Source organism: Enterobacter cloacae complex sp. S3 (assembly GCF_014930495.1).
In the GTDB taxonomy this organism is placed as follows: domain Bacteria; phylum Pseudomonadota; class Gammaproteobacteria; order Enterobacterales; family Enterobacteriaceae; genus Enterobacter; species Enterobacter asburiae_B.
Genome location: NZ_JADBRD010000008.1, coordinates 1 through 24,555, shown reverse-complemented (window position 1 = coordinate 24,555; position 24,555 = coordinate 1). Strand labels below are relative to the sequence as shown.

General features: G+C 56.4%; 20 protein-coding genes. 7 read left to right on the top strand and 13 right to left on the bottom strand.

What is annotated here, in order from left to right:
• Positions 1 to 80 precede the first annotated feature (80 nt).
• The 3 genes from cdd (at position 81) to IM317_RS03485 (ending at position 3,321) form a co-directional block, all read left to right on the top strand.
• Complete coding sequence (gene cdd / locus IM317_RS03495; RefSeq protein ID WP_029740399.1) at positions 81 to 965, top strand: cytidine deaminase; 885 nt, start codon at positions 81 to 83, stop codon at positions 963 to 965.
• A gap of 126 nt (positions 966 to 1,091) precedes the next feature.
• Entirely contained in the window at positions 1,092 to 1,808 is a 717-nt protein-coding gene (gene sanA, locus IM317_RS03490) for an outer membrane permeability protein SanA (protein ID WP_008500918.1), read from the top strand.
• 124 nt (positions 1,809 to 1,932) lie between these two features.
• Positions 1,933 to 3,321: a glutamine synthetase family protein gene (locus tag IM317_RS03485; RefSeq protein ID WP_033146028.1), complete on the top strand. Its 1,389-nt coding sequence runs from the start codon at positions 1,933 to 1,935 to the stop codon at positions 3,319 to 3,321.
• Between the two features lie 49 nt (positions 3,322 to 3,370).
• Here the strand turns inward: IM317_RS03485 and mglC are convergent, their stop codons facing one another.
• From mglC to IM317_RS03450, 7 genes are all read right to left on the bottom strand, one after another.
• On the bottom strand, positions 3,371 to 4,381 hold the full coding sequence (mglC, locus tag IM317_RS03480) for a galactose/methyl galactoside ABC transporter permease MglC (RefSeq protein ID WP_008500921.1): 1,011 nt from the start codon (positions 4,379 to 4,381) through the stop codon (positions 3,371 to 3,373).
• Positions 4,382 to 4,396: 15 nt separating this feature from the next.
• A complete protein-coding gene (mglA, locus tag IM317_RS03475; RefSeq protein ID WP_023312467.1) occupies positions 4,397 to 5,917 on the bottom strand; it encodes a galactose/methyl galactoside ABC transporter ATP-binding protein MglA in 1,521 nt (506 codons plus the stop codon).
• A 79-nt stretch (positions 5,918 to 5,996) separates the two neighbouring features.
• Positions 5,997 to 6,995 carry a galactose/glucose ABC transporter substrate-binding protein MglB gene (mglB, locus tag IM317_RS03470; protein ID WP_023312468.1) on the bottom strand — a complete coding sequence of 333 codons (999 nt, stop codon included), beginning with the start codon at positions 6,993 to 6,995 and terminating at the stop codon, positions 5,997 to 5,999.
• 295 nt (positions 6,996 to 7,290) lie between these two features.
• Positions 7,291 to 8,313, bottom strand: coding sequence for an HTH-type transcriptional regulator GalS (galS, locus tag IM317_RS03465; protein ID WP_033146029.1), 1,023 nt, complete (start codon positions 8,311 to 8,313; stop codon positions 7,291 to 7,293).
• 155 nt (positions 8,314 to 8,468) lie between these two features.
• Positions 8,469 to 9,626, bottom strand: a complete 1,158-nt coding sequence (gene yeiB / locus IM317_RS03460; protein ID WP_033146030.1) for a DUF418 domain-containing protein YeiB — start codon at positions 9,624 to 9,626, stop codon at positions 8,469 to 8,471.
• Positions 9,627 to 9,645: 19 nt separating this feature from the next.
• Positions 9,646 to 10,314 carry a GTP cyclohydrolase I FolE gene (gene folE, locus IM317_RS03455; protein WP_023312471.1) on the bottom strand — a complete coding sequence of 223 codons (669 nt, stop codon included), beginning with the start codon at positions 10,312 to 10,314 and terminating at the stop codon, positions 9,646 to 9,648.
• Between the two features lie 102 nt (positions 10,315 to 10,416).
• Positions 10,417 to 11,565 carry a YbfB/YjiJ family MFS transporter gene (locus tag IM317_RS03450; protein ID WP_033146031.1) on the bottom strand — a complete coding sequence of 383 codons (1,149 nt, stop codon included), beginning with the start codon at positions 11,563 to 11,565 and terminating at the stop codon, positions 10,417 to 10,419.
• 138 nt (positions 11,566 to 11,703) lie between these two features.
• Between IM317_RS03450 and fghA the strand changes: the two genes are divergently transcribed.
• Complete coding sequence (gene fghA / locus IM317_RS03445) at positions 11,704 to 12,531, top strand: S-formylglutathione hydrolase (RefSeq protein ID WP_033146032.1); 828 nt, start codon at positions 11,704 to 11,706, stop codon at positions 12,529 to 12,531.
• Positions 12,532 to 12,642: 111 nt separating this feature from the next.
• On the opposite strand, the gene cirA is transcribed toward fghA, so the two are convergent.
• From cirA to yieE, 3 genes are all read right to left on the bottom strand, one after another.
• The gene (gene cirA / locus IM317_RS03440) at positions 12,643 to 14,613 is read right to left on the bottom strand and encodes a catecholate siderophore receptor CirA (protein WP_033146033.1); all 1,971 of its coding nucleotides are present in this window, start codon (positions 14,611 to 14,613) and stop codon (positions 12,643 to 12,645) included.
• Positions 14,614 to 14,837: 224 nt separating this feature from the next.
• Positions 14,838 to 16,307, bottom strand: a complete 1,470-nt coding sequence (locus IM317_RS03435) for an amino acid permease (protein WP_023336352.1) — start codon at positions 16,305 to 16,307, stop codon at positions 14,838 to 14,840.
• A 180-nt stretch (positions 16,308 to 16,487) separates the two neighbouring features.
• Complete coding sequence (gene yieE, locus IM317_RS03430; protein ID WP_033146034.1) at positions 16,488 to 17,354, bottom strand: DNA-binding transcriptional regulator YeiE; 867 nt, start codon at positions 17,352 to 17,354, stop codon at positions 16,488 to 16,490.
• A gap of 97 nt (positions 17,355 to 17,451) precedes the next feature.
• On the opposite strand from yieE, the gene IM317_RS03425 reads away from it, so the two are divergent.
• Both IM317_RS03425 and nfo read left to right on the top strand, forming a co-directional pair.
• Positions 17,452 to 18,498 (top strand): YeiH family protein, encoded by a 1,047-nt coding sequence (locus IM317_RS03425; RefSeq protein ID WP_033146035.1) that lies wholly within the window; start codon positions 17,452 to 17,454, stop codon positions 18,496 to 18,498.
• A 63-nt stretch (positions 18,499 to 18,561) separates the two neighbouring features.
• Positions 18,562 to 19,419 (top strand): deoxyribonuclease IV, encoded by an 858-nt coding sequence (gene nfo, locus IM317_RS03420; protein ID WP_033146036.1) that lies wholly within the window; start codon positions 18,562 to 18,564, stop codon positions 19,417 to 19,419.
• A 47-nt stretch (positions 19,420 to 19,466) separates the two neighbouring features.
• On the opposite strand, the gene fruA is transcribed toward nfo, so the two are convergent.
• From fruA to fruB, 3 genes are read right to left on the bottom strand one after another with little or no spacing between them, the layout of a single operon-like run.
• On the bottom strand, positions 19,467 to 21,152 hold the full coding sequence (fruA, locus tag IM317_RS03415) for a PTS fructose transporter subunit IIBC (RefSeq protein WP_033146037.1): 1,686 nt from the start codon (positions 21,150 to 21,152) through the stop codon (positions 19,467 to 19,469).
• Between the two features lie 16 nt (positions 21,153 to 21,168).
• Positions 21,169 to 22,107: a 1-phosphofructokinase gene (gene fruK / locus IM317_RS03410; protein WP_014170919.1), complete on the bottom strand. Its 939-nt coding sequence runs from the start codon at positions 22,105 to 22,107 to the stop codon at positions 21,169 to 21,171.
• Positions 22,107 to 23,237 carry a fused PTS fructose transporter subunit IIA/HPr protein gene (gene fruB / locus IM317_RS03405; protein ID WP_033146038.1) on the bottom strand — a complete coding sequence of 377 codons (1,131 nt, stop codon included), beginning with the start codon at positions 23,235 to 23,237 and terminating at the stop codon, positions 22,107 to 22,109. The genes fruK and fruB overlap by 1 nt, the downstream gene beginning before the upstream one ends.
• 361 nt (positions 23,238 to 23,598) lie before the next feature.
• Between fruB and IM317_RS03400 the strand changes: the two genes are divergently transcribed.
• Positions 23,599 to 24,555, top strand: a 957-nt coding sequence (locus IM317_RS03400; RefSeq protein WP_193362464.1) for an MFS transporter, incomplete at its 3' end; no start/stop codon positions are given.

Below are 24,555 nucleotides of genomic sequence, written 5' to 3'. Positions count from 1 at the left end.
CATAATGAGAAGTGGATCACATATAAAGCCCTGACGGCTCCGTAAACTACCGATCCATTAACCTTTATGAGGCAAACGCCATGCACCCACGTTTTCAAGCTGCTTTCGCCCAGCTTGCAGAGAATTTGCAGTCAGCCCTGGCTCCCGTTCTGGCAGATGCACACTTCCCCGCCCTGCTGACCGCGGAGCAGGTCACGATGCTGAAACAGGCAACGGGACTGGACGAAGACGCGCTGGCTTTCGCACTGCTTCCCCTGGCTGCCGCCTGCGCGCGGGCCGATCTCTCCCACTTTAACGTCGGGGCCATTGCGCGCGGCGTCAGCGGAACCTGGTACTTCGGCGGCAATATGGAGTTCCTGGGCGCGACCATGCAGCAGACCGTTCACGCCGAGCAGAGCGCCATCAGCCACGCCTGGCTGCGCGGTGAAAAAGCCCTGAGCGCCATTACCGTTAACTACACCCCCTGCGGCCACTGCCGTCAGTTTATGAACGAGCTGAACAGCGGGCTGCAGCTGCGCATCAACCTGCCGGGCCGCGCGCCGCATACACTGGGAGATTATCTGCCTGACGCGTTTGGCCCGAAAGATCTGGAGATCAAAACGCTGCTGATGGACGAGCAGGACCACGGTTACGCCCTGTCCGGCGATGACCTGAGCCAGGCGGCCATTCGCGCGGCCAACAAAAGCCACACGCCGTACAGCAAGTCTCCGAGCGGCGTGGCGCTGCAGTGCCGCGATGGCCGGATCTTTAGCGGCAGCTACGCGGAAAACGCCGCGTTTAACCCAACCCTGCCACCGCTGCAGGGCGCGCTTAACCTGCTGAGCCTGAACGGCTATGACTATCCGGACATTCAGCGCGCTATTCTGGCAGAAATTGCCGATGCGCCGCTGATTCAGTGGGATGCGACCGCCGCGACGCTTAAAGCGCTGGGCTGCACGACGATTGACCGCGTACTGCTTGCGTAATCCTTCCGGCGGGCAGAAATGCCCGCCAGTTTGCTGAAAAACCCCTCAGTTGAGTCGCTGTTTCTTGCGCTAACCAGGCGGGTAAAGTAGCCTGAGTTAAATTTCATCCACGAACGAGCCATCTCCATGTTAAAGCGCGTTTTTTACAGCCTGTCTGTCCTGGTCGGCATACTGCTGTTGATCGTGCTGGGTCTCGACCGCTGGATGAGCTGGAAAACCGCCCCCTACATCTTTGATGACCTGCAGGACCTGCCCTATCGTCAGGTTGGCGTGGTGCTCGGCACCGCCAAGTATTACCGCACCGGCGTGATCAACCAGTATTACCGTTACCGCATTCAGGGCGCGCTGAACGCCTACAACAGCGGCAAGGTGAACTACCTGCTGTTAAGCGGGGATAACGCCCTGCAAAGCTACAATGAACCGGTGACGATGCGGAAGGACCTGATTGCCGCGGGCGTGGACCCTGCCGATATCGTGCTCGACTACGCCGGATTCCGCACCCTGGACTCCATCGTGCGCACGCGTAAAGTCTTCGACACCAACGACTTCATCATCATCACCCAGCGCTTCCACTGCGAGCGCGCGCTGTTTATCGCGCTGCATATGGGCATTCAGGCGCAGTGTTACGCGGTGCCGTCGCCAAAAGATATGCTGAGCGTGCGCGTGCGCGAGTTCGGCGCGCGTTTTGGCGCCCTGGCCGATCTGTATATCTTCAAACGCGAACCGCGCTTTTTAGGCCCGCTGGTTCCGATTCCGGCGATGCACGAAGTGCCGGAAGACGCGCAGGGTTACCCGGCCGTCACGCCCGAGCAGCTGCTGGATATGCAGAAAAAGGAGAAATAACAGGACCGCCTTTATACTTTCTTTACGCCGGGCCTGACGCTTTTTATCCCCCCTTTACGTCGGCTCTTTTAAGCTGAGTTCACTGCCGCTACGGCTTCATTGAAGACTGACTATGAACTCAATAATGAATGCGTTTTTCCTCAAAAGTCTCCGCCCGTATTTTAACTTTCCCGGTTTATCACTTCCTGGCGCACTCAATTCCGGTCTCTGGCTTGATGAAAAAATTGACGCCCTGCAGCACAACATTTCAGTGGAAGTGGCAGATTATCTGGAACGCTACCCCCAGACGAAACACATTGACGTTTACCTGAACGATATCAACGGCACGATGCGCGGCAAGCGTCTGTCGGTGGAGAGCATGCTGAGCCTGGAAAAAGGCTGTTATTTTCCCCTTTCGGTCTACTCGATGGATCAGAAAGGAAAAATCGCCGCCCCGCTTCATGATGAGCCGGACCGACTCTGCGTGCCGGTCGCCGGCTCCCTGCGCCCCTCTCCGCAAGATCCGCAGCACAACGCGCAGATCCTGCTGACGATGAAAGACAGCGACGATAATCCCTGCCCGCTTGAGCCGCGCGTGATACTGCAGAACGTGCTGGCCCGCTTCCACCAGCATGGCCTCTTCCCGGTGATTGCCCCGGAAATCGAGTTCTATCTGACGGGGCATGACGATCGGGATCCGCAAAATCAGGGCTGTTTTCACATGGATACTACGACGGCCCACGCGGCGTTGTTTGACGAGCTGGAACAGCTGGCGCACCTGCAGCACATCCCGATGTGCGGGATCGTGGCGGAAGCCGAGTCCGGTCAGTACGAATTAAACCTGAAGCACAGCCATCGCGTCGTTGAGGTCTGCGATAACGTGCTGGCGCTTCGTCGCCTGACCCGATTCGTTGCCGAAAAGCATGGCCTGCAGGCCAACTTTATGGCGAAGCCTTTCAGCCAGCTTTCCGGCAGCGGCCTGCACTTCCATTTCAGCCTGAACAATCGTCACGGCGAAAACGTCTTTGCTTCCCCGGTGAACGCGCTTAACAGCATGATGCGTTTGTGCATCGCGGGGCAGCTGGCGCTGATGCCCGCCTCTGTCGCCATTCTTGCGCCGGGCGTTAACGCGTTTCGTCGCCTGCGTAAAAACCTGACGGAGCCCGTATTTAACTCCTGGGGCTATAACACCCGCTCCGCCGCCCTGCGTATTCCCTGCTCGGATGACCACAACCGTCGTATCGAGTACCGGCTGGCCGGGGCCGATGCCAATCCCTATCTGGTGGCAGCCACTATCCTGATCGGCATGCTGTACGGGCTGGAAAACACCGACGACGAGGATTTGCCGGAACCGCAGCACGATCGTCCCGAGCTGCCGCTGTTTCAGCAGGAGGCGATTGAGACCTTTGCCCGCTGTCAGTACCTCACCGACAGCCTGGGCGACGCCTTTTCCGAACAGTGGGTCGCCTGCAAGCTCTCTGAACTCGACTGGTTTGAGCGCATCGTGACCCGAGAGGAGTCGCATCTGGCGTAGGGCATAAAAAAGCCCGCTCGATGAGCGGGCCGGATAACGCGAGGAGGAATTACTTCTTACGCGCGTACTTCAGTGAATCCAGCGCGACCGCGAAGATAATGATGGCGCCTTTGATGATGTACTGCCAGTACGGGTTCACGCCGATATAGGTCAAGCCGTAGTTGATGACGGTGAAGATGATCACACCGGTCACCACGCCCAGTACCGTACCCACGCCGCCGCTGAAGGAGACGCCGCCCACCACGCAGGCTGCGATTGCATCCAGCTCGTACATGAAGCCAAGGTTGTTGGTTGCAGAGCCGATACGGCCCGCTTCCAGCATCCCGCCGAAGGCGTAGAACACGCCGGACAGGGCATAAATGATGAGCAGGTTCAGGGCAACGTTCACGCCGGAGACTTTCGCCGCTTCCGGGTTACCGCCGATAGCGAAGATGTTTTTACCAAAGCGCGTTTTGTTCCACAGGATCCAGACGAAGGCCACCGCAATCAGCGCATAGAAGGTGATATACGACAGGCGGAAGCTGCCCAGCGCGATGAACCCTTGCGTAAAGGTAGAGAAGCCGCTGTCAAAACCCGAAATCGGCGACGCACCCACGAAGTCGTAGTACAGGGAGTTGATACCGTAAACGATGATCATCGTACCCAGCGTGGTGATAAACGGCGTCACGTTCAGGTAGGCGATAATGATACCGTTGATCAGACCAATCACCGCACCGATGGCGCAGACAATCAGGATCACCACGAAAATCGGCATGGTGGCCATTTCCGGGAAGACCTTGTTGGCGTTTTCCATCGACTGCAGCAGGGTTGCCGCGATAACCGCCGCCAGCCCCACCTGACGACCGGCAGAAAGGTCCGTCCCCTGGGTCACGATCAGACCCGCCACGCCCAGCGCAATGATAATACGCACGGAGGACTGGGTCAGAATGTTACTCAGGTTCAGCAGGCTTAAGAACGTAGGGTCCTGGAAAATGATGATAGCCAGCAGTACTAAAAGAACAACGTAAATACCGCCTTCTTTCAGGTAAGTGAGAAAACTTTTTTTATTTAACGCACTCATGAGGAGCCCCTGATCTTAAAGGTGCAAAGACGCAAGACGCAAAATTTCGTTTTGCGTTGTCGTTTTGGTGTCAACAATACCGGCAACGAGACCATTGCTCATAACCAGAATACGATCCGTGATCCCTAACAATTCCGGCATTTCGGAAGAAATAATAATGATCCCTTTATTCTTTTTCGCCAGCTCGGCAATCAGCTGATAAATTTCAAACTTCGCGCCGACGTCAATACCGCGGGTCGGTTCATCCAGCATCAGAATTTCTGGCTGGGTTAATAACCAACGTCCAATAATGACTTTCTGCTGGTTACCGCCTGACAGCGAACCAATTTGGGTGCGGTGTCCCGGCGTTTTCACGCGCATGGAGTCAATAACCCATTGGGTATCGCTCTTCATGCGGGAGTTATCCAGCAGCCCGACTTTGTTTTTGTAATTGCGAATGTTAGAAATTAACGAGTTAAAGTTAATATCCAGATAGGCATAAATACCGGTTGAACGACGCTCTTCCGTCACCAGCGCAAAACCATTATTAATGGCTTCGTTGGCGTTGTGGTTGTTAATTTTCTTACCGTGCAGCGTAATAGTGCCTTCGGCTTTCTCACGGATACCGAACAGAGTTTCCACGATATCGGTACGTTTTGCCCCGACCAGACCGGCAATCCCCAGGATTTCGCCCTTGTGCAGGTCGAAGGAGACATCGCGAATAGACGGCTGGCGTAACGAGGTCAGATTACGTACTTCCAGGATCACTTCGCCCGGCTTGTTTTCTTTGTCCGGGAAGCGCTGGTTAAGGGAACGGCCGACCATCATGGCGATGATCTTGTCCATGTCCAGCCCTTCCAGCGGCTGCGTGGCAATCCACTGACCGTCGCGCAGAATGGTAATCTCATCGCACAGCTGGAAGATCTCTTCCATTTTGTGGGAGATATACACAATGCCGCAGCCGCGATCTTTTAGCTTACGAATAATGGTAAAAAGGTGATTAACCTCTTTTTCCGTTAATGACGATGTCGGTTCGTCCATGATGACGATTTTCGCATCATAGGAGAACGCTTTGGCGATTTCGATCATCTGCATCTGGGAGACGGATAATGTTCCCACGCGGGCGCGCGGGTCGATATCAATATCCAGCTCATCAAAAATCGCTTTGGTGTCGCGATACATTTTGTCCTGATCGACAAAGACACCCTTGGTTGGATAACGCCCCAACCACATGTTATCCATGACTGAACGCTGCAGCACCAGGTTTAATTCCTGGTGAACCATCGAGATACCGTTTTCCAGTGCTTCTTTCGCTGAATGGAAATCGATCTCTTTCCCCTGAAAAAGAATGCTGCCAGAATCTTTTTGATAGATCCCAAAAAGACATTTTAATAATGTTGATTTACCCGCACCGTTCTCCCCCATCAGGGCATGAATAGAGTGAGGACGAACTTTTAAATTAACATTATCGAGTGCCTTAACGCCGGGAAATGACTTGTTGATACCGCTCATTTCCAACAGGTATTCACCGGATGACTGAGTATTTGTGCTGACCATAATTATACCTTGTTGGCCTCGCATATCGCGTTATAAAAGGGCGCAACGAATTGCGCCCAGTGGAGACAGTACCGCTAACTTATTTACCGATAAACTCAGCCAGGTTGGACTGGTCTACGCCCACGTAAGGTACGCGAACGATTTTGTTTTCAATTTTCCAGCTGGTGCCATCTGCCGCGCCTTTGCCATCGGCCAGGTTTTTCGCCAGATCGAAGGTGGCTTTCGCCTGGTTGTTGGCATCGTTCAGAACGGTACCGGCCATCGCACCGGATTTAACCAGCGCCAGCGCTTCTGGCAGTGCATCTACGCCGAACACAGGAATGGAGGATTTGTTGTGTGCTTTCAGCGCTTCTACCGCACCCATTGCCATCGCATCGTTGTTCGCGATAACCACTTCGATTTTGTTCGCGTTAGGGCCGGACAGCCACGCGTCCATCTTATCTTTCGCCTGAGCGGTATCCCACATCGCGGTATCTAACGCCAGCTGCTGGGTTTTCAGACCCTTGTCGTTCAGCTCTTTGATAACGTAAGTGGTACGGGCTTCAGCATCCGGGTGGCCTGGTTCGCCTTTCAGCAGCACGAACTGAATCTGACCGTCTTTGTTCAGGTCCCAGTTCGGGTTCGCCGCCCAATGTTTTGCGATCAGATCGCCCTGAATAATACCGGACTCTTTGGAGTCGGTACCGACGTAATACGCTTTGTCGTAGCTATCCAGCGCTTTACGGGAAGGTTCTTTGTTGAAGAAGACGATTGGCACGTTCTGGCCGCGCGCTTTTTCAATAACCGTGCCTGCTGCAGCCGGATCAACCAGGTTGATGGCCAGGGCTTTCACGCCTTTCGCCAGCAGAACGTCGATCTGGTCGTTCTGTTTGGACTGGTCGTTCTGGGAGTCGTTCATCAGCAGCTGAACGTCTGGCGCTGCTTTCGCATCTTTCTCAATCGCTTTACGTACAACAGACATGAAGTTGTCGTCGTATTTATAGATGGTCACACCAATACGGGTATCCGCAGCGTGCGCTGCTGCACCAAAAAGCATGCTTGCCATTACGGCAGACAGGGTCAACACCTTCTTATTCATGGTATCTCCGGTTTTTTTTATGCAGGGTAGTTCTTGTGAATAACGATCGGCGGGCAGGTGTTAATAAAACGTTACTGACAGCCGAAGTTCACTTATAAAATTTCTATCTTCCGTGTTCGGTAACGCTCCAGAAATGCGTTTTATTCGTTGTTTGCGGCACATTGGCTATAGTGAAAGTGAATAATCACCGTTACATAGCGTTTCAGCCCCTAAAACGCTGACATCATAGTCAGCGCCTTGTTAAGATACTGTGAATTTACTCACAGATTGAAAACGGTTACATCACCTCAAGTAATCAGTTAGTGATCGGAACCACAATTTGCCGGGCCGCGACGGAGTGCCGACGCACTAAAGTCGGCATGAAACAGTGCGTTGCGCCCGGATCCAGCAGCCCTGCCGCCCCCTGTAACGCCAGCTCAGTCGCCAGTTTCGCCATAGAAGCAATGGGGTAACGCACCGTTGTCAGCTGCGGGTCGGTGTAACGGGCAATCGGGATATCATCAAAACCAATGAGTGATAAATGCTGTGGCACCGCAATGCCGTTATCCTTCAGCGCCGTCAGGGCGCCTGCCGCCATGCTGTCGTTATAGGCAAACACCGCAGTAAGCTGCAGGTTGCGGCCCAGCAGCTCCACCATTGCCGCCTCGCCGCCCTGCATGTCCGGCGTACCGGTGCCCGTCCAGCTTTCTGACGGCGTAATGCCGTGCTCTTTCAGAGCGCTTTGCCACCCCTCGCGCCGCAGGTCGTCATCTTCAATATGATGGCTGGAGGCCAGATAACCGATCCGCTGATGCCCGTTGTTGATGAGCATTTTCGTCGCCATCATGGCACCGCTGACGTTATCCAGCCCGACGCAGCGATGGGCATAGCCGGGGACGATGCGGTTGATCAGCACCATGCCCGGGATCTGATCCATAAAGCCGGTTAGCTCTTCATCACTCAAAGCTTTTGAGTGGACAATCAAGGCGTTACAGCGCTGGCGGATCAGCACTTCGATGGCATGGCGCTCCTTTTCCGCCTCATGATAGCTATTGCCGATCAGGACATATTTTTGATGCTGCTGGGCGACCACGTCGACCGCTTTGACCAGCGCGCCGAAAAAGGCATCCGATACATCCATCACCACCACGCCGATGGTGTCGCTGACCTGCGTCGCAAGCGCCTGGGCATTGGCATTTGGCCGGTACCCGAGCTGGGTCACGGCTTTCATTACGGTTTCACGGGTTTCAGGGCTGACCAGCGCGCTATTGTTCAGCACGCGTGAGACGGTAGCCACAGAAACGCCCGCCTGACGGGCGACGTCACGAATGGTGATCATATTCACCATCCTTCAAAGGATTGCAGCAACTCACAGACACCCCCTGTGTTTAGCAAGGTGGCTATTTTGGCAGCGAGAGAAAGGGGACTACGTGAAGAAGCTCACACTCATGAAAACGCTTACATCCGTTTTGTTAATGATTGTGATCCAGATCGTTATCTGGATGTGTTCCTCAATGATACCCCTGAAGCATGTGCGGTTAACTGACGCCACACCCACTCCAGCGGTCCCTGGCGGAAATAGCGTAGCCAGAGAACAGAAAACGCCAGGTTAATCACCCAGACCGGAATAACAAACGCCAGCAGCGTGAGGCGGTCGAATTTCATAAACAGGCCAAATCGATAGAAAAGCGTGGTGCAGAGAAGCGTTTGCAGGAGGTAATTGCTCAGCGCCATGCGGCCTACGCAGGCAATAGCGCTGACGATCCACAGGCGGGAAAGCGTTGGCCAGAAGCCATAGATCAGCGCCGCGTAGCCGATGGTCTGGAACGGCGCGCTCAGTTCGCGCGGCACCTGGAGCAGGAACGCGCACCAGCGGTAATCCCAGTGGATGTGCCACTGCGTAATGACCGCCGGGAGGTTAATCAGCACGCCGATCAGCACCAGCCCGACACCCGTTCGCCGATAGTGACGCAGGCTAAACTCCCCTTTCAGCCAGCCGGTGCGCATCAGTGACGCGCCCATCAGCATCATGCCCGCCAGCTGCCAGCCGTATTGCGCGCCCAGCGCAAGGAGGTTATCCCCCAGCATATCCGCGCGGTTGCTTATCGCTTCCGTACCGCCCTTCAGCTTCCAGTACTGTTCGTACTGCAGGTTAGCAGCATCCGGTATCCAGGAACGGTTCGTCGCCTCGCCGGAGATCATCCCCAGCAGCAGCAGGACCCCAAGCCCCATGACATAGAGCATCACGCCGGTGTTAAACAGGCTTTTTACGCTGTGCGCATCGCGAATCAGACGCCAGCAGATGAGCCCGACTAACCCATACGCGAGAAGAATATCGCCGTCCCAGAAGAAAAGGCCGTGGATAAAACCGAGGAGAACCAGCAGCGTCAGGCGCGACTGGATCCAGCGCGTACCGCGTTTGAGAAGGAGTTGCAGACCTGCACCAAACAGCAGGGCAAACAGCGTGAGGAATTTAACCTGTGCGAAGAGATCGAGAACAGCCCAGGTCCATGCATCACTGCGCGTGATGTCGCCATACCAGGCAGGATTGAGATAAGCCGCCTTCGGCAGGCCGAAGGCGCTGATATTAAGCAGCAGGATACCGAGAATGGCGACGCCGCGAACAAAATCGAGCGTGACATTTCGCTCCATGGTTCCTGCCCTGTAAGACTTAGTTGTGGTGACGTACGGCGCGCAGGAACTCCTGGCGGGTATTCTGGCTCGATTTAAACAGGCCGCCCAGCGACGTAGTGGTCGTTGCACTGGTCGCATCACGCACGCCGCGCGCCTTCACGCAGTAGTGAACCGCGTCGATAGAGACGGCCACGTTATTGGTGCCCAGCAGCGTTTGCAGCGCGGTCAGGATCTGCTGCGTCAGACGCTCCTGCACCTGCGGACGCTGAGCAAAGAACTGCACGATGCGGTTGATTTTCGACAGGCCAATCACCGTATCTTTTGGGATATACGCCACGGTCGCTTTACCGTCGATGGTCACGAAGTGGTGTTCGCAGGTGCTGGTCAGCGTGATATCGCGTACCGTCACCATCTCGTCCACTTTCATCTTGTTTTCAATGACGGTGATTTTCGGGAAGTTGGCGTAATCCAGCCCGGAAAAAATTTCGTCGACGTACATTTTCGCGATGCGGTGCGGCGTCTCCATCAGACTGTCGTCACTCAGATCGAGATTCAGCAGCTCCATGATCTCGGTCATATGACCGGCAATCAGACGCTTGCGGGTTTCATTGTCCAAATCCTGTACGGGCGGACGCAGTGGCGTTTCAAGACCGCGCGCAACCAGGGCTTCGTGGACCAGGGCAGCTTCTTTACTGAGTGATGACATTTTGTTCTCCTGCAGGTGGGGCGTCTTTTGCCCTCGTTGTGGCAAAAGTATGCGCTCATTGTGCGTGAGGCGGCGCACATAATCCAGTATTCACGACGATAATTATTGCAATTGCTGTTGCCTTTCAGCGTGACGATTCCAGACCAGCGCTCCGCCGACGAACAGCGCAACGCCCGCCAGCCCCAGCGCGGGCTCCAGCCGGTGGGTAAGCCAGGTTGATAACGCCGAGGTCATCGGGCCAACCAATTGACCAATCGCATACCCGGTGGTGAGCAGGCCTGCCATATAGCGCGTATGGTTTGGCGCCAGTTCGCGACCGTATAAAAGAGAGAGCTGCACGGCACACAAAAAACCGCCGCCCACCAGCAGCCCGCCCGTCAGCAAACCGCCAATCCCCGGCAGCAGCCAGGCCGCCAGCACGCCAGCCCCCTGTAACCACAGCACGATAGCCAGCCTGCGGTTAGCCGTTGAGGTGTGGCGTAAAAGAATACTGAGCGCAATGCCCACCACGGCGGCGATACCAAAAATCGGCCAGACAAACTGGGCGAACAGGCTGCCGGGAAAACGCACCGCAGCCATTTGCGACAGAAAGGTCGCCGGGAGGATATAGCCAAACCCGGCCAGGCTGTAGCTCCAGACCAGGCGCTTTAAATCCGCCGTCAGCACCAGCGGCTCCGGCGCGGTGCCGGGGCGATGGAGCTGCCCGGATCGCGGCAGGTAGCGCGCCACCAGCGCAATCAGCACCAGCGCCAGCACGCCGTAGATTTGCCATGCCGCCCCGGCCGAAAGGGATTTCGCCTGGATATAGACGGCGAGCAGCCCGCTCAGGGCAATGCCCGCTCCCGGTCCGGCAAACACGGCGGCGCTCAGGCCCGGTTTACCCAGCTGCCCCAGCCGCTCGTTGGTCCAGGCGGCAATGAGTACCATCGACCAGCCGCTCATGCAGCCAATCACGAAGCGCAGCAGGCCGTGCACGACGGCGTTATCCGCCGCCGCGGAGAGCAGCGTCAGCGCAACCGCGCCGGTAATGCCAAGCCAGAGGCGCGTTTCCACAAAGCGGTGCGCGCGCATGGCATCCCATGCGCCCACCAGATAGCCCAGATAATTCATCGCCGCCACCAGACCCGCGCTGGTCAGCGTAAGCTGCCCGGCAGCAATCATGAGCGGCACCTGAGGCGTAAAGGCAAAGCGCCCTATCCCCATCGCCACCACCAGAACGACAAACCCACTGAGCGCAATACGCAGCGCCATGACCGCTCCAATTGTTAAAGAAAAGTAAATTTATGATGCAGCATCTCGCCGTCTGGCGAAAGTGAAAGTTACTCACAGGTCAATGAAAAGGCTGTATTATGGTTTTTATGAATACGCATTCTCATTAAGGAGCCCTGCATGGAACTGCTCGAAGAGCACCGTTGTTTTGAAGGTCGACAGCAGCGCTGGCGGCATGACTCCACCGTCCTGAACTGTGCGATGACGTTCAGCATTTTCCTGCCGCCGACGGAAAATCCGCCGGTTCTGTTCTGGCTTTCAGGCCTGACCTGCAACGACGAAAACTTCACCACCAAAGCGGGCGCGCAGCGACTTGCCGCCGAGTTGGGTATTGCACTGGTGATGCCTGATACCAGCCCGCGTGGTGATGATGTAGCCGACGATGCAGGATACGACCTGGGTAAAGGCGCCGGGTTTTATCTCAATGCGACCGAGCAGCCGTGGGCAGGCCACTACCGCATGTATGACTACATTCGCGACGAGCTGCCCGCGCTGATTCAGTCCGGGTTTGCGGTAAGCGACCGCTGCGCCATCAGCGGACACTCTATGGGCGGTCACGGGGCGCTGATCATGGCGTTAAAAAATCCGGGAAAATACGTCAGCGTGTCGGCATTTGCGCCAATTGTGAACCCAACGCAGGTGCCGTGGGGGCAGAAAGCCTTCACGAACTATCTGGGTGAAGATGAAGCAAAATGGCAGGAATGGGACAGCTGTGCGCTGATGCTGGCCAGCAGCTCGGCCAATGCGATCCCGATGCTTGTCGATCAGGGCGATGCGGATCAGTTCCTCGCCGGGCAGCTACAGCCTGCGGTGCTCGCCGAAGCGGCACGCCAGAAGGATTGGCCGCTGACGCTGCGCATTCAGCCGGGGTATGACCACAGCTATTACTTCATCGCGTCCTTTATTGAGGATCATCTCCGCTTCCATGCGGAGCATTTGTTTGGGTAAGTGCGAGTGTGTGCGCTCTGATGCCCTCACCCTGGCCCTCTCCCACAGGGAGAGGGAACAAATACTAAAAACGGCAACTTACGTTGCCGTTTTGCTTTTACCCTGGCCGCATCAGAACTTGTAATCCACACCGACAAAGTAGCGACGGCCGTCTTCCGTATAGCTGTAATCGTCACGGCTCAGATCTTTATCCAGCAGGTTCTGCACGCCCGCGCGCAGCTTCACGCTTTTCGTCGCCTGCCACGCGGCGCCGGTATTCCAGATGACATAGCCACCCGGCGTTGCTGCACTGCTGGTCAGCGCGCGTTTCTCACCGGTGTAGTTGCCCTGAACGTAGAACGACCAGTCCTGCGTTGCCTTCCAGTCAACGGTACCGTTGGCGGTGTGGAACGGCAGATCGGACAACGGCTTGTTGCCGCCGTTGCTGATGTCACGGCCGTCGTTGTAGGTGTAGTTCAGGGTCAGTTTCCAGTCGTCCGCCAGCGGGATTTTCAGCTCGGTCTCCACCCCGCGGATGCGCGCCTTGTTAACGTTGTAGTAGCGGAAAATCGGTTCACCGTCCGCATTCAGGCCAACGTAGTTAGGGTAGCCCAGGGCCTGTTTTGCATTGGCCGTACGGCTGATGCTGATGCGGTCATCCACGTTATTCTGGAAGGTGGTGACGCTGACCTGCACGCCCTCTAACCAGCCCTCTTCCCCGCTGTAGTACAGACCGAATTCGAAGCTTTCGCTGGTTTCCGGTTTCAGATCCGGGTTACCGACAATCTCACAGGCACCGCGACACGAGCCGGTGACCCAGTCCGGGCTCAGCTGGAGCAGTGACGGCGCTTTAAACGCGGTAGCCCAGCCCCCTTTCACCGTTACGGTATCGGTCGCGTTGTAAACCAGATAGGCTCGCGGGCTCCAGTGGTCGCCGTAGGTATCATGGTCGTCCATACGGATGCCGGTGGTCAGCGCCAGAGGTTCAAAGAGACGCCACTCATCTTCAAGGAACAGGGCATACTGGCTTGTCGAGGTACTGCTGCTGGAACCGCCCGTCAGGTTGACCGGATCTTTCAGCTTATCGTGACGCCATTCCCCGCCGAAGGTCAGCAGCTGGTTGATTTCACCCAGCGGCAGCACGTATTTCCCGTCCACCGCGTTGCTCTCGGAGGTGATCGGATTGCTGTTGCCCGGGTTTTTGTTATCCACCTTTTCGCCGTAAACCTTCAGCTCGCTGTTGCCGACGCCCCAACGGCCGTTGTGGCTGAGTGAGTAGTTCTGACGTTCAAGGCGGTTTTTGTCGAGGGAATCCGAGTCGCGATCCTGACGGTCGAAGCCGTAGCCCGCCGTAAAGTCGTGGTTTTCAGACGGTGTCCAGGCGAACTCCACATTCGCATCGCGGCTGGTGAAGCCCTCAATGCGCGGCGTTTCACCGCTCGCCGTGGTAGAGGACTTCTGCTGACCGTCTTTCTCACGCTTCGCGAGGCTACCGTAGGCTTTCAGCCCCAGCAGGCCGTCCACCAGCGGACCGCTGGTATAGAACTGACCGTTGTAGGTGTCTCCACGGTCGCGGTGCTCCTGAATTGTGGAATCGGCGCTCAGGGTGCCCGTCCACTTCTGGCCGATTTTTTTGGTGATAATGTTCACCACGCCGCCCAGCGCATCGGAACCGTACAGAGAAGACATCGGTCCGCGCACCACTTCGATTCGTTCGATGGCGTCAACCGGCACCCAGTTGAGGTCGAAATCATTATGGCGGAATACCGCGTTACGCGAGTTAACGCGCTTGCCGTCGATCAGGATCAGCGTATAGCTGCTGTCCAGTCCACGAATACTTACCCCTTTACGGTTGTCCCCTTCGCTCGTGAGCTGAACGCCCGGCACCTCCCGTAACACATCTTTCAGATTCTGAACGGGTTTGCGCTGCAAATCTTCCTGGGTAATCACGCTGATGCTTGCCGGGGCGTCTTTCAGGTTTTGCTCGGTCGCGGAGGCCGTTACAACCATTGTGTCGCTGGATTCCGCTGCGATAACAGGCAGGGCCAGGGACATTGCGGACGCACAAAGTCCTCCCCTGACGAAGGGATTCAACCTAAACATTCCATATCTCCATGAGGTAAATACAACTAAATCAAATCATCATTGCTCACAGCGTCTTCCTTGCCGCCCACATCTGAGGTGGGTCGGTGACACGCTTATTTTTGATAACGATAAAGCAAACGATAATTATTATCAATTAAATTGTTAAGAAATATATCTTTGTATCAGAATGCGGGAATAAAAAAACCCGCTCGATTGAGCGGGTTAAAAGAGAGGAACTGCGGTTATTGTTTAAATCGTTCCGGGAATTCCATTTCACTGTAGCGAACGAATTTTGTTCCTTTCGTCAGCTTGTAGCCAAACCAGATGACGAGGAACAGCGGAATACCAATGTAGGTCGCCGTCACGGCGCCCCAGTCAATGGTGTCCGCCAGGAACGCTTCATAGTTCTGTCCCAGCGTAATGATCAGGCACAGAATGAAGGCGAAAATAGGACCCAGTGGGAAGAAGCCGGAGCGATACGGCAGCGAGTTAATATCGTGACCCTGCTTGACGAAACCGCGGCGGAAACGGTAGTGGCTAATAGCAATCCCCAGCCAGGCAATAAAGCCCGTCATCCCGGACGTGTTAAGCAGCCACAGGTACACCGTCTGGTTGCCAAACATGGAGGTCAGGAAGCACAGACCGGCAATCACCGTTGTGGCGTACAGCGCGTTACGCGGTACGCCGCCACGGGACAGCTTCGCGAAGATACGCGGCGCCTTACCGTCGCATGCCAGCGTGTAGAGCATACGGGTGGACGCGTACATCCCGGAGTTACCGGCTGAAAGCACAGCGGTCAGGATAACGGCGTTCATCACTGCCGCAGCTGAAAGCAGACCGGCGTGCTGGAAGACCAGCGTGAACGGGCTGACGCTAATGTCTTTTACGTCATTACGCAGCAGGCTTGGATCGGTGTACGGGATGATCAGGCTGATAATCAGGATCGCGAACACATAGAACAGCAGGATACGCCAGAAGACCTGACGGACCGCACGCGGAATATTTTTCTCCGGGTTCTCTGACTCACCGGCGGCGATACCAATCAGCTCGGTACCCTGGAACGAGAAGCCGACAATCATCGCCACGCCAATCATCGCCGAAAGGCCACCGGCAAACGGCGCATCGCCTATCGCCCAGTTACTCCAGCCCGCAGGTTCTGCGCCTTTGAAAATACCAACGATCATCGCCACACCGACGACGATAAAGATGATGACGGTTGCCACTTTGATCAAAGAGAACCAGTATTCCGCTTCGCCGAAACCGCGCACGGAGATGTAGTTCAGCAGGAAGATGACGGCGAGGAACAGGGCGCTCCAGATCCAGCCCGGCGTATCCGGGAACCACCAGTTCATCACCAGCTGTGCGGCGACAAGGTCAACGGCGATAGTGACCGCCCAGTTGTACCAGTAGTTCCAGCCCAGCGCGAAGCCGAAGCCTTCTTCAACGTATTTTTGACCGTAGGTCGAGAACGAACCGGATACCGGCATGTACGCGGCCAGTTCGCCAAGACTGGTCATCAGGAAGTACACCATCAGGCCAATCAGGATATAAGAGAAGAGTGCCCCACCCGGGCCGGCTGCCGAAATCGTTGCGCCAGAGGCAACGAAAAGACCTGTACCGATTGAGCCGCCAATGGCGATCATCGTCAGGTGACGCGCCTTGAGTTCACGACGTAGCGTGGGCGCTTCTGTGGTTTTAATTTCTGAAACCATATGAAAATGCTGTCCATTTAATAAATGAGGCGCGATTGTAGCAGACGATCCGCGTTCCTTCCGGCAGAAATACTCAGTTATAAGAGAGCTTCATGACTCGGCCAGGATTATAAGTAAAGCATAAAAATGTAGGGTGACAGGCGCGCGTAGCCCCGGTAAGCGAAGCGCCACCGGGAAACGTTAAATGGCGCAGTAGCGCAGAAAACGCTGCAGAGAGCTGGAAAGGTGTTTCTGACGATGATGGATGCACCACAGGGTACGCACCAGTTTCGGCAACGGAACCGGGATTTCAACCAGCGACCCCGTCTCAAGCTGTTCGGCAATGACGCGCCGGGAAAGACAGCTGATCCCCAGGCCATGACGCACCGCGTGCTTGATAGCCTCGGAGTTCCCAAGCTCCATCCCTAACTGGAAATGCGGCAGATGGGAAAGCAGCAGATAATCGACAATTTCACGCGTGCCGGAACCCTGCTCGCGCAGGATCCACTGCGCCTGCGCCAGGCGCTCCAGCGTCACCTCGCCCTGCAATAACGACGAGGCCGGGGACGCAAACACCACCAGCTCATCCTCCAGCCAGGGCTCGGCAACGATATCGACGTTATGGCAGGGCCCTTCGATGAGGCCGATATCCACGCGGAAATCGATCACCGCGTTGATAACGTCCTGGCTATTGCCCACGCTCATCTCCAGCGGCAGGGTTGGGAAATCCCGGCGGTAGCGGGCAATCACTTCCGGCAGGATGTAGTTCCCAATGGTGCTGCTGGCGTAGACGCGGATCGCGCCGTTGTCTTCGCGGAACAGCTGTTCGATTTCGATAGCCTGCTCCAGCAGCGCCAGCGCGCGTGGATAAAGAAGACGGCCGTGCTCGTTGACTACCAGTCGCTTCCCTACCCGGTCGAACAGCTGCACGCCCAGCTGTCCTTCAAGATCGGTCAACGCCGCGCTGACCGCAGACTGCGAGAGCGCCAGCATTTGTGACGCCTGGGTCGTCGAGCCGCTTTTCAGCACCTCGGCAAACACTTCCAGCTGACGCAATGTAATGTGCATGGTTGCTTACCACTTATATAGATTGATTATAAGTATATAATCAATTTTATTTTTAAGCCAGAGCGCCGTAACCTTTAGCCAGACAAAGGAGAAGGTTATGTCAGAAATCACCTTACAACATCATCGTACAGTGTGGCACTTCGTGCCGGGCCTCGCGCTTAGCGCAGCAGTGACCGCCGTAGCGCTATGGGGCGGCAGCATCCCGGCTATCGCGGGCGCAGGTTTTAGCGCGTTGACGCTGGCCATTTTGCTGGGCATGGTCGTGGGAAATACGGTTTACCCGCACATCTGGAAATCCTGCGACGGCGGCGTGATCTTTGCCAAACAGCACCTGCTGCGTCTCGGGATCATCCTTTACGGCTTCCGTCTCACCTTTTCGCAGATTGCGGACGTGGGCGTGAGCGGAATTGCCATCGACGTCCTGACCCTGACCAGCACCTTTTTACTGGCCTGCTTTATCGGCCAGAAAGTCTTTGGCCTGGATAAGCAAACCAGCTGGCTGATCGGTGCCGGGAGCAGTATCTGCGGGGCCGCGGCGGTGCTGGCAACAGAGCCCGTCGTTAAAGCCGAAGCCAGCAAGGTAACCGTGGCGGTGGCGACGGTGGTGATCTTCGGTACGCTGGCGATCTTCCTCTACCCGGCGATGTATCCGCTGGTTGCCCACTGGTTTAGCCCGGAAACCTACGGCATCTATATCGGTTCGACCATGCACGAAGTGGCTCAGGTGGTGGCGGCAGGACATGCCATTAACCCGGAAGCCGAAAACGCGGCGGTGATTGCCAAAATGCTGCGCGTAATGATGCTGGCGCCGTTCCTGATTTTCCTCGCGGCGCGGGTTAAGCAGCTGGCACCGGCAGGCGGCAGCGAGAAAAGCAAAATCACCATTCCGTGGTTTGCGATCCTGTTCATCGTGGTGGCGATTTTCAACTCCTTCCACCTGCTGCCGAAAGCGGTGGTGGATATGCTGGTGACGCTGGATACCGTGCTGCTGGCGATGGCCATGGCGGCGCTGGGGGTGACCACACACGTCAGCGCGCTGAAAAAAGCCGGTGCCAAACCGCTGCTGATGGCACTGGTGCTCTTCATCTGGCTAATTGTCGGGGGCGGTGCGATTAACCTCGCGGTCCATAGCCTGATGGCATAAACCATCTCGTCCTTCTCCTGCTAACCCGCTATCATAAGCGTTTCGGGTTAGCAGGAGTTTTTTATGAAATATGTTGGAGCGCACGTCAGCGCTGCAGGTGGCCTTGCGAATGCCGCCATTCGCGCCGCCGAAATCGAGGCGACCGCTTTCGCCCTGTTCACCAAAAACCAGCGCCAGTGGCGCGCCGCGCCGCTCACCGCTGACGTGATTGATGATTTCAAAGCCGCCTGTGAAAAGTATCACTACGGGCCAGGCCAGATCCTTCCCCACGACAGCTACCTGATCAACCTCGGTCACCCGGTTGAAGAGGCGCTGGAAAAATCCCGCGAGGCGTTTCTTGATGAAGTTCAGCGCTGCGAACAGCTTGGGCTGACGCTGCTGAACTTCCATCCGGGAAGCCATCTGATGCAAATCGATGAAGATGCCTGCCTGGCGCGCATTGCCGAATCCATCAACATCACGCTGGACAAGACCAAAGGCGTCACCGCGGTAATAGAGAATACCGCCGGTCAGGGCAGCAACCTCGGCTTTAAGTTTGAACATCTGGCGGCGATCATCCACGGCGTGGAGGATAAATCCCGCGTTGGCGTGTGCATTGATACCTGCCACGCGTTTGCCGCCGGCTATGACCTGCGTACCACCGAGGCAACGAAAAACACGTTCGATGAGTTCGAGCGCATTGTTGGCTTTAAGTACCTGCGCGGAATGCACTTAAACGATGCGAAAAGCGCCTTTGGCAGCCGCGTTGACCGCCACCACAGCCTGGGTGAAGGCAACATTGGCCACGATGCGTTCCGCTTCATTATGCAGGACGCCCGCTTCGACGGTATTCCGATGGTGCTGGAAACCATTAATCCGGACATCTGGGCTGAAGAGATTGCCTGGCTGAAGGCACAGCAAACCGCTGAACAGGCGGCATAAAAAAAGCCGGGTGCATAATGCAACCCGGCTTTTTTGTGGTTTATCGCTTACGCTGCTTTCGCCACGACTTCCGCTTCAGGACGTTTCAGCACCGCGTATGACAGACCCGCCACCAGCGTACCGGCAACGATGGCCAGCAGGTAGCCCAGCACCGGCGTGATGGCGCCAGGGATAAGCAGCACGAACAGACCGCCGTGTGGTGCCATCAGTTTTGCGCCAATCGCCATGGAGATCGCCCCGGTCACTGCACCACCCGCGATACAGCACGGCAGTACACGCATTGGGTCACGGGCCGCGAACGGAATCGCACCTTCGGTGATGAAGCACAGACCCAGCACCAGCGCGGCTTTACCGCCTTCCTGCTGCGCTTTATCGAACTTACGACGGGCAATAATCGTCGCCAGGCCGAGCGCCAGAGGAGGCACCATACCTGCCGCCATGATCGCTGCCATCGGTGCGTAGGTCTGGGTACTCAGCAGGCCAACACCAAAGGCGTACGCCGCTTTGTTCACCGGACCACCCATGTCGGTACACATCATGCCGCCGAGAATTGCGCCCAGCAGAACCGCATTCGCGGTGCCCATGGTTTGCAGCCAGTGGGTCAGACCCGCCAGGATACCCGCAACCGGCTTACCAATCAGGTAAATCATCGCCAGACCGACCACCAGGCTGGAAATCAGCGGGATGATCAGAATCGGCTTCAGCGCTTCCATACTCTGCGGCAGCTTGAGCTTCGAGCTGATGAGCTTCGCGACGTAACCGGCCAGGAAGCCCGCGATGATACCGCCGATAAAGCCGGAACCGGTGCTCACGGCCAGCATACCGCCGATAAGCCCCGGCGTCAGGCCTGGACGGTCAGCGATGGAGAAGGCAATAAAGCCTGCCAGAACGGGAACCATCAGTGCGAACGCGGAACCGCCGCCAATCTGCATTAACGCAGCGGCCAGCGTGCCTTGCTCTTTAAACGCGGTAATACCAAATGCGAACGAGAGGGCGATACACAGACCACCTGCAACTACCATCGGCAGCATGTAAGACACACCGGTCAACAGATGGCGATAGGCGCCTGCAGACTCTTTCTTACCTTCCGTCGCGGTTTGACGCGCGCCGGTTGCCTGATACGGCTTCGCTTCCACCAGCGCTTTATCAAACTCCTGCGCGGTCTTTTTCAGCGCCAGGCCGGTAGACGTGCGGTACATTGGCTTACCGGCAAATTTCGCCAGGTCCACTTCGATATCCGCCGCCACAATCACCAGATCGGCCTCAGCCACTTCTTCAGGGGTGATAGCGTTGCCGGCACCGACGGAGCCGCGCGTTTCAACTTTAACCCACCAGCCGCGTTTTTTCGCTTCGGTTTCAATGGCCTCAGCCGCCATGAAGGTGTGAGCTACGCCCGTCGGGCAGGCCGTCACCGCAACAACGCGTTTCGGACCCGTGGCCGCAGCCGGTGCCGTCGCGACAGGCGCGCTGTAGACAGACGCGTGCCCTTTCGCTTCGCTCAGGAACAGTTCCGGATGTGCCACCGCGCGATTAATATCGCCCAGCCACACTTTTTTGCCGTTCAGCGCACTGTCAGCCGGGATGTTGTCGCCCAGGACAATGGCCAGTTCGGCATCGCCCGGGTTATCAATGATCTCGAGATGTGCTTTGTTCGCCGCCGCTCCCAGCAAGGTCTTCGCCATATAGGCGCGAGCCTGTCCGAGACCGGAGTCAATGATCAGCAGCGTTTTCATTATTCCTCTCCTGCTGTTAGTTAAAAGGTTTTAAGTCAACGCGCGCCATCATCGCGGCTAACTGGGTACGATCGGTAATACCGACATTGCTCTGGCTTACGGCCAGGGCAGCAACGGCAGTGGCAAGACGTAAAGTATGTTCACTGGATTCACGCATCAGCAGACCATAAATCAGGCCGCCAACCATCGAATCCCCTGCGCCAACGGTGCTGACAACGTCAACCGACGGCGGTTTGGCGATCCATTCGCCAGAAGCGTTAACCCACAACGCTCCTTCTGCACCAAGCGAGATAACCACGTGAGCGATACCCTGCTCGCGCAGCGCATGGGCAGCGTCAATCACATCTTTTAATTCCGGCAGCTTACGACCCGCCCAGATCTCCAGCTCGCGGCGATTCGGCTTCACCAGCCACGGAGAGGCTTTCAGACCCGCAACCAGCGCGTCGCGGCTGCTGTCAAAAATGATGCACGGGCACTGGCTGCGCAGGCGCGTCATCCAGTCGGTAAACGCTTCCGGACTGACGCCGGACGGCAGGCTGCCGCTGACGCAGACCATGTCAAACTGACCGAGCCAGGTCAGAGAGTCGTTAACAAAACGCTCCCAGTCAGACGGCGTCACTTCGAAGCCAGAGAAGTTCAGATCGGTCACTTCACCGTCTTTCTCCGTCAGCTTGACGTTGATGCGGGTACGGCCCTGAACAACCTGAAAACGGTTGGCAATGCCCAGCTCGCTGAACAGCTGCTGGAAACCATCCTGGTTATCTTTACCGAGGAATCCACCCACGGTGACATCGATACCGAGATCCTTGAGCACTTTCGCGACGTTAATCCCTTTGCCCGCAGCATGCAGGCCAGTGGTACGCACGAGGTTGACTTCGCCGCGCTCAATTTCCGGGCAAAATCCTACCAGGTCATAAGCCGGGTTCAGCGTAATAGTCGCAACACGTCTGCTCATTATGCGCCCTCCCCCAGACCTGCCGCGATGGCGTCGCCAATCGCTTTCAGCGCCTGTTCAGCATCAGCACCCTGCGCGGTGAAACGCAGACGGTGGCCTTTCTTCACGCCCAGCGCGACAACTTTCATCAGACTACGGCCGTTGGCCGGTTTGCCCGTGCCATCAAGATTCGCCACGGTGATCTCACTCTCGAATTGTTTAATGGTATTCACCAGCATCGTGCCCGGACGGGCATGCAGGCCGTGCTCGTTGCGTACCACGAACTCCGCGGTCTGCACGTCTTCAGTCGGCGCATCATCACTGGTCAGCAGTGCCAGCACGGTGGAGGCATCAGCGTTCAGCAGTTTTTCAGCTTGGTTGTTCAGCAGCAGATCGCCCAGACGCTTCAGCACGGAAACCGGCTGATCGTCGTTCATCGCCACGGTCACCAGCATGGCCGCGCGCTCGCCTTCCACGTCAAACGCATTGGCCGCACGGCTCACGGCGATAGCGCTGCGCAGGTTGCCTTCAGCACTGTCGTTCAGCCAGATACCCTGACCCAGGTTCAACGGCTTATCGTTAATCACGCGCGTCACAAACGTGGCATCCGCCGCGCCGGCTTCTTTCAGACGACCCGCGTTAAGCGCCTGCAGCGTTACCAGATCGGAGGCAACCACGTCCAGCGTCAGCGTTTCGTTATCCAGCTTCAGCGCTTCACTCTGTTTTTCGCCCATCAGCAAGGCGCGCAGCTCTTCAGCTGTGGTCGCGGACTTCAGCTGTTCAGCCACATCGTCATCGCTCAGGACATGCGTCAGCTGACGCAGCAGACCTAAGTGTTCGTCGCTGCTGGCCGCGATACCGATAGCCACATACGCCACCTGACCGTCGCCCCAGAGCACGCCCTGCGGGAACTGATAAACCTGAACGCCGGTTTTCAGCACCTGATCGCGGGTGTCGGTTGTGCCGTGCGGAATGGCAATGCCATTGCCGAGGAAGGTTGAGGTCTGCTGCTCGCGGGCCAGCATGCCGTTTACATAGCCGTCCGCGACGTTACCCGCCTGCACAAGCGCAGCGGCAACCTGGCGAATAGCCTCTTCTTTATCCCCGGCCTGAGCGCCCGGGTGGATATCCTGAACAGATAACTGGAACATGGTTCTCCACTCCTGCTGAACTTGAATCGTTTCAGCTTTAATGAGAAAAAATGCGCTAGCCTGCTCCGTTTGTTAAAACAAGATAGCGCTGAAACGTTTCAAAAAGTCTTGCGCTTTCTGCAATGTCTTGCAAGTAAACTCGTATTTGCGATATCAGAATTTAGAGATACAGCACATTTCTTCTTCGTTCAGCTGAATTTTGCTGAAGTTCAGCAAGAAAGTTTCAGCTAAGGTCAGCCGGGTGGGACGGAAGTTGAAATGCCATTTTGATTTTTCGTGGCATCATTGACCGCACCCACTGTTTATTTTTTAGCTGACGGCGTAAACTCCGCCCCTCTCTGCTACTCGCTAATTATAAAACATGCATAACACCCCTGCGGCCGTCTCGCCGAAGCCCTTTGATTTGACCTCAGCGGCATTCCTGGTTGTTGCCTTCTTCACGGGCATTGCCGGTGCGTTACAGACGCCAACATTGAGCCTATTTCTGACAAATGAGGTTCACGTCCGTCCGGCAATGGTCGGCTTCTTTTTTACCGGAAGCGCCATCATCGGCATCCTGGTCAGCCAGTTTCTGGCGGGACGATCCGACAGAAAAGGCGATCGCAAAAGCCTGATCGTTTTCTGCTGTCTGCTCGGGGTCATGGCCTGCGTTCTGTTTGCCTGGAACCGCAACTATTTCATTCTGCTCTTCGTCGGGGTATTCCTGAGCAGCTTTGGCTCAACGGCGAACCCTCAGATGTTCGCCCTTGCCCGCGAACACGCCGACCATACCGGACGTGAAGCGGTGATGTTCAGCTCTTTCCTGCGTGCTCAGGTGTCGCTGGCATGGGTGATTGGCCCGCCGCTGGCCTACGCGCTGGCGATGGGTTTTGGCTTTACGGTGATGTACCTGAGCGCGGCCGTCGCGTTTGTGGTGTGCGGCGCGCTGGTGTGGTTCTTCCTGCCGTCCATGCGCAAAGAGCCAAAAGTGGCAACGGGCGTGCTGGAAGCGCCGCGACGCAACCGCCGCGATGCCCTGCTCCTGTTTGTTATCTGTACGCTGATGTGGGGCACCAACAGCCTGTATATCATCAATATGCCGCTGTTTATTATTGATGAACTGCACCTGTCGGAGAAGCTGGCGGGCATCATGATGGGCACCGCGGCCGGGCTTGAGATCCCGACGATGCTCATTGCGGGCTATTACGCAAAGCGCTTCGGAAAGCGTTTTTTAATGCGCATCGCCGCCATCGCCGGTCTGCTGTTTTATATCGGTATGCTGACGGTACATACGCCGGGGCTGTTGCTGGCTTTACAGTGTCAACGCAAAGCAGAAGTG

Coding starts and splice junctions, on each gene's coding strand:
- cdd (WP_029740399.1), top strand. CDS start 81: ATGCACCCACGTTTTCAAGCTGCTTTCGCCCAGCTTGCAGAGAATTTG.
- sanA (WP_008500918.1), top strand. CDS start 1,092: ATGTTAAAGCGCGTTTTTTACAGCCTGTCTGTCCTGGTCGGCATACTG.
- IM317_RS03485 (WP_033146028.1), top strand. CDS start 1,933: ATGAATGCGTTTTTCCTCAAAAGTCTCCGCCCGTATTTTAACTTTCCC.
- mglC (WP_008500921.1), bottom strand. CDS start 4,381: ATGAGTGCGTTAAATAAAAAAAGTTTTCTCACTTACCTGAAAGAAGGC.
- mglA (WP_023312467.1), bottom strand. CDS start 5,917: ATGGTCAGCACAAATACTCAGTCATCCGGTGAATACCTGTTGGAAATG.
- mglB (WP_023312468.1), bottom strand. CDS start 6,995: ATGAATAAGAAGGTGTTGACCCTGTCTGCCGTAATGGCAAGCATGCTT.
- galS (WP_033146029.1), bottom strand. CDS start 8,313: ATGATCACCATTCGTGACGTCGCCCGTCAGGCGGGCGTTTCTGTGGCT.
- yeiB (WP_033146030.1), bottom strand. CDS start 9,626: ATGGAGCGAAATGTCACGCTCGATTTTGTTCGCGGCGTCGCCATTCTC.
- folE (WP_023312471.1), bottom strand. CDS start 10,314: ATGTCATCACTCAGTAAAGAAGCTGCCCTGGTCCACGAAGCCCTGGTT.
- IM317_RS03450 (WP_033146031.1), bottom strand. CDS start 11,565: ATGGCGCTGCGTATTGCGCTCAGTGGGTTTGTCGTTCTGGTGGTGGCG.
- fghA (WP_033146032.1), top strand. CDS start 11,704: ATGGAACTGCTCGAAGAGCACCGTTGTTTTGAAGGTCGACAGCAGCGC.
- cirA (WP_033146033.1), bottom strand. CDS start 14,613: ATGTTTAGGTTGAATCCCTTCGTCAGGGGAGGACTTTGTGCGTCCGCA.
- IM317_RS03435 (WP_023336352.1), bottom strand. CDS start 16,307: ATGGTTTCAGAAATTAAAACCACAGAAGCGCCCACGCTACGTCGTGAA.
- yieE (WP_033146034.1), bottom strand. CDS start 17,354: ATGCACATTACATTGCGTCAGCTGGAAGTGTTTGCCGAGGTGCTGAAA.
- IM317_RS03425 (WP_033146035.1), top strand. CDS start 17,452: ATGTCAGAAATCACCTTACAACATCATCGTACAGTGTGGCACTTCGTG.
- nfo (WP_033146036.1), top strand. CDS start 18,562: ATGAAATATGTTGGAGCGCACGTCAGCGCTGCAGGTGGCCTTGCGAAT.
- fruA (WP_033146037.1), bottom strand. CDS start 21,152: ATGAAAACGCTGCTGATCATTGACTCCGGTCTCGGACAGGCTCGCGCC.
- fruK (WP_014170919.1), bottom strand. CDS start 22,107: ATGAGCAGACGTGTTGCGACTATTACGCTGAACCCGGCTTATGACCTG.
- fruB (WP_033146038.1), bottom strand. CDS start 23,237: ATGTTCCAGTTATCTGTTCAGGATATCCACCCGGGCGCTCAGGCCGGG.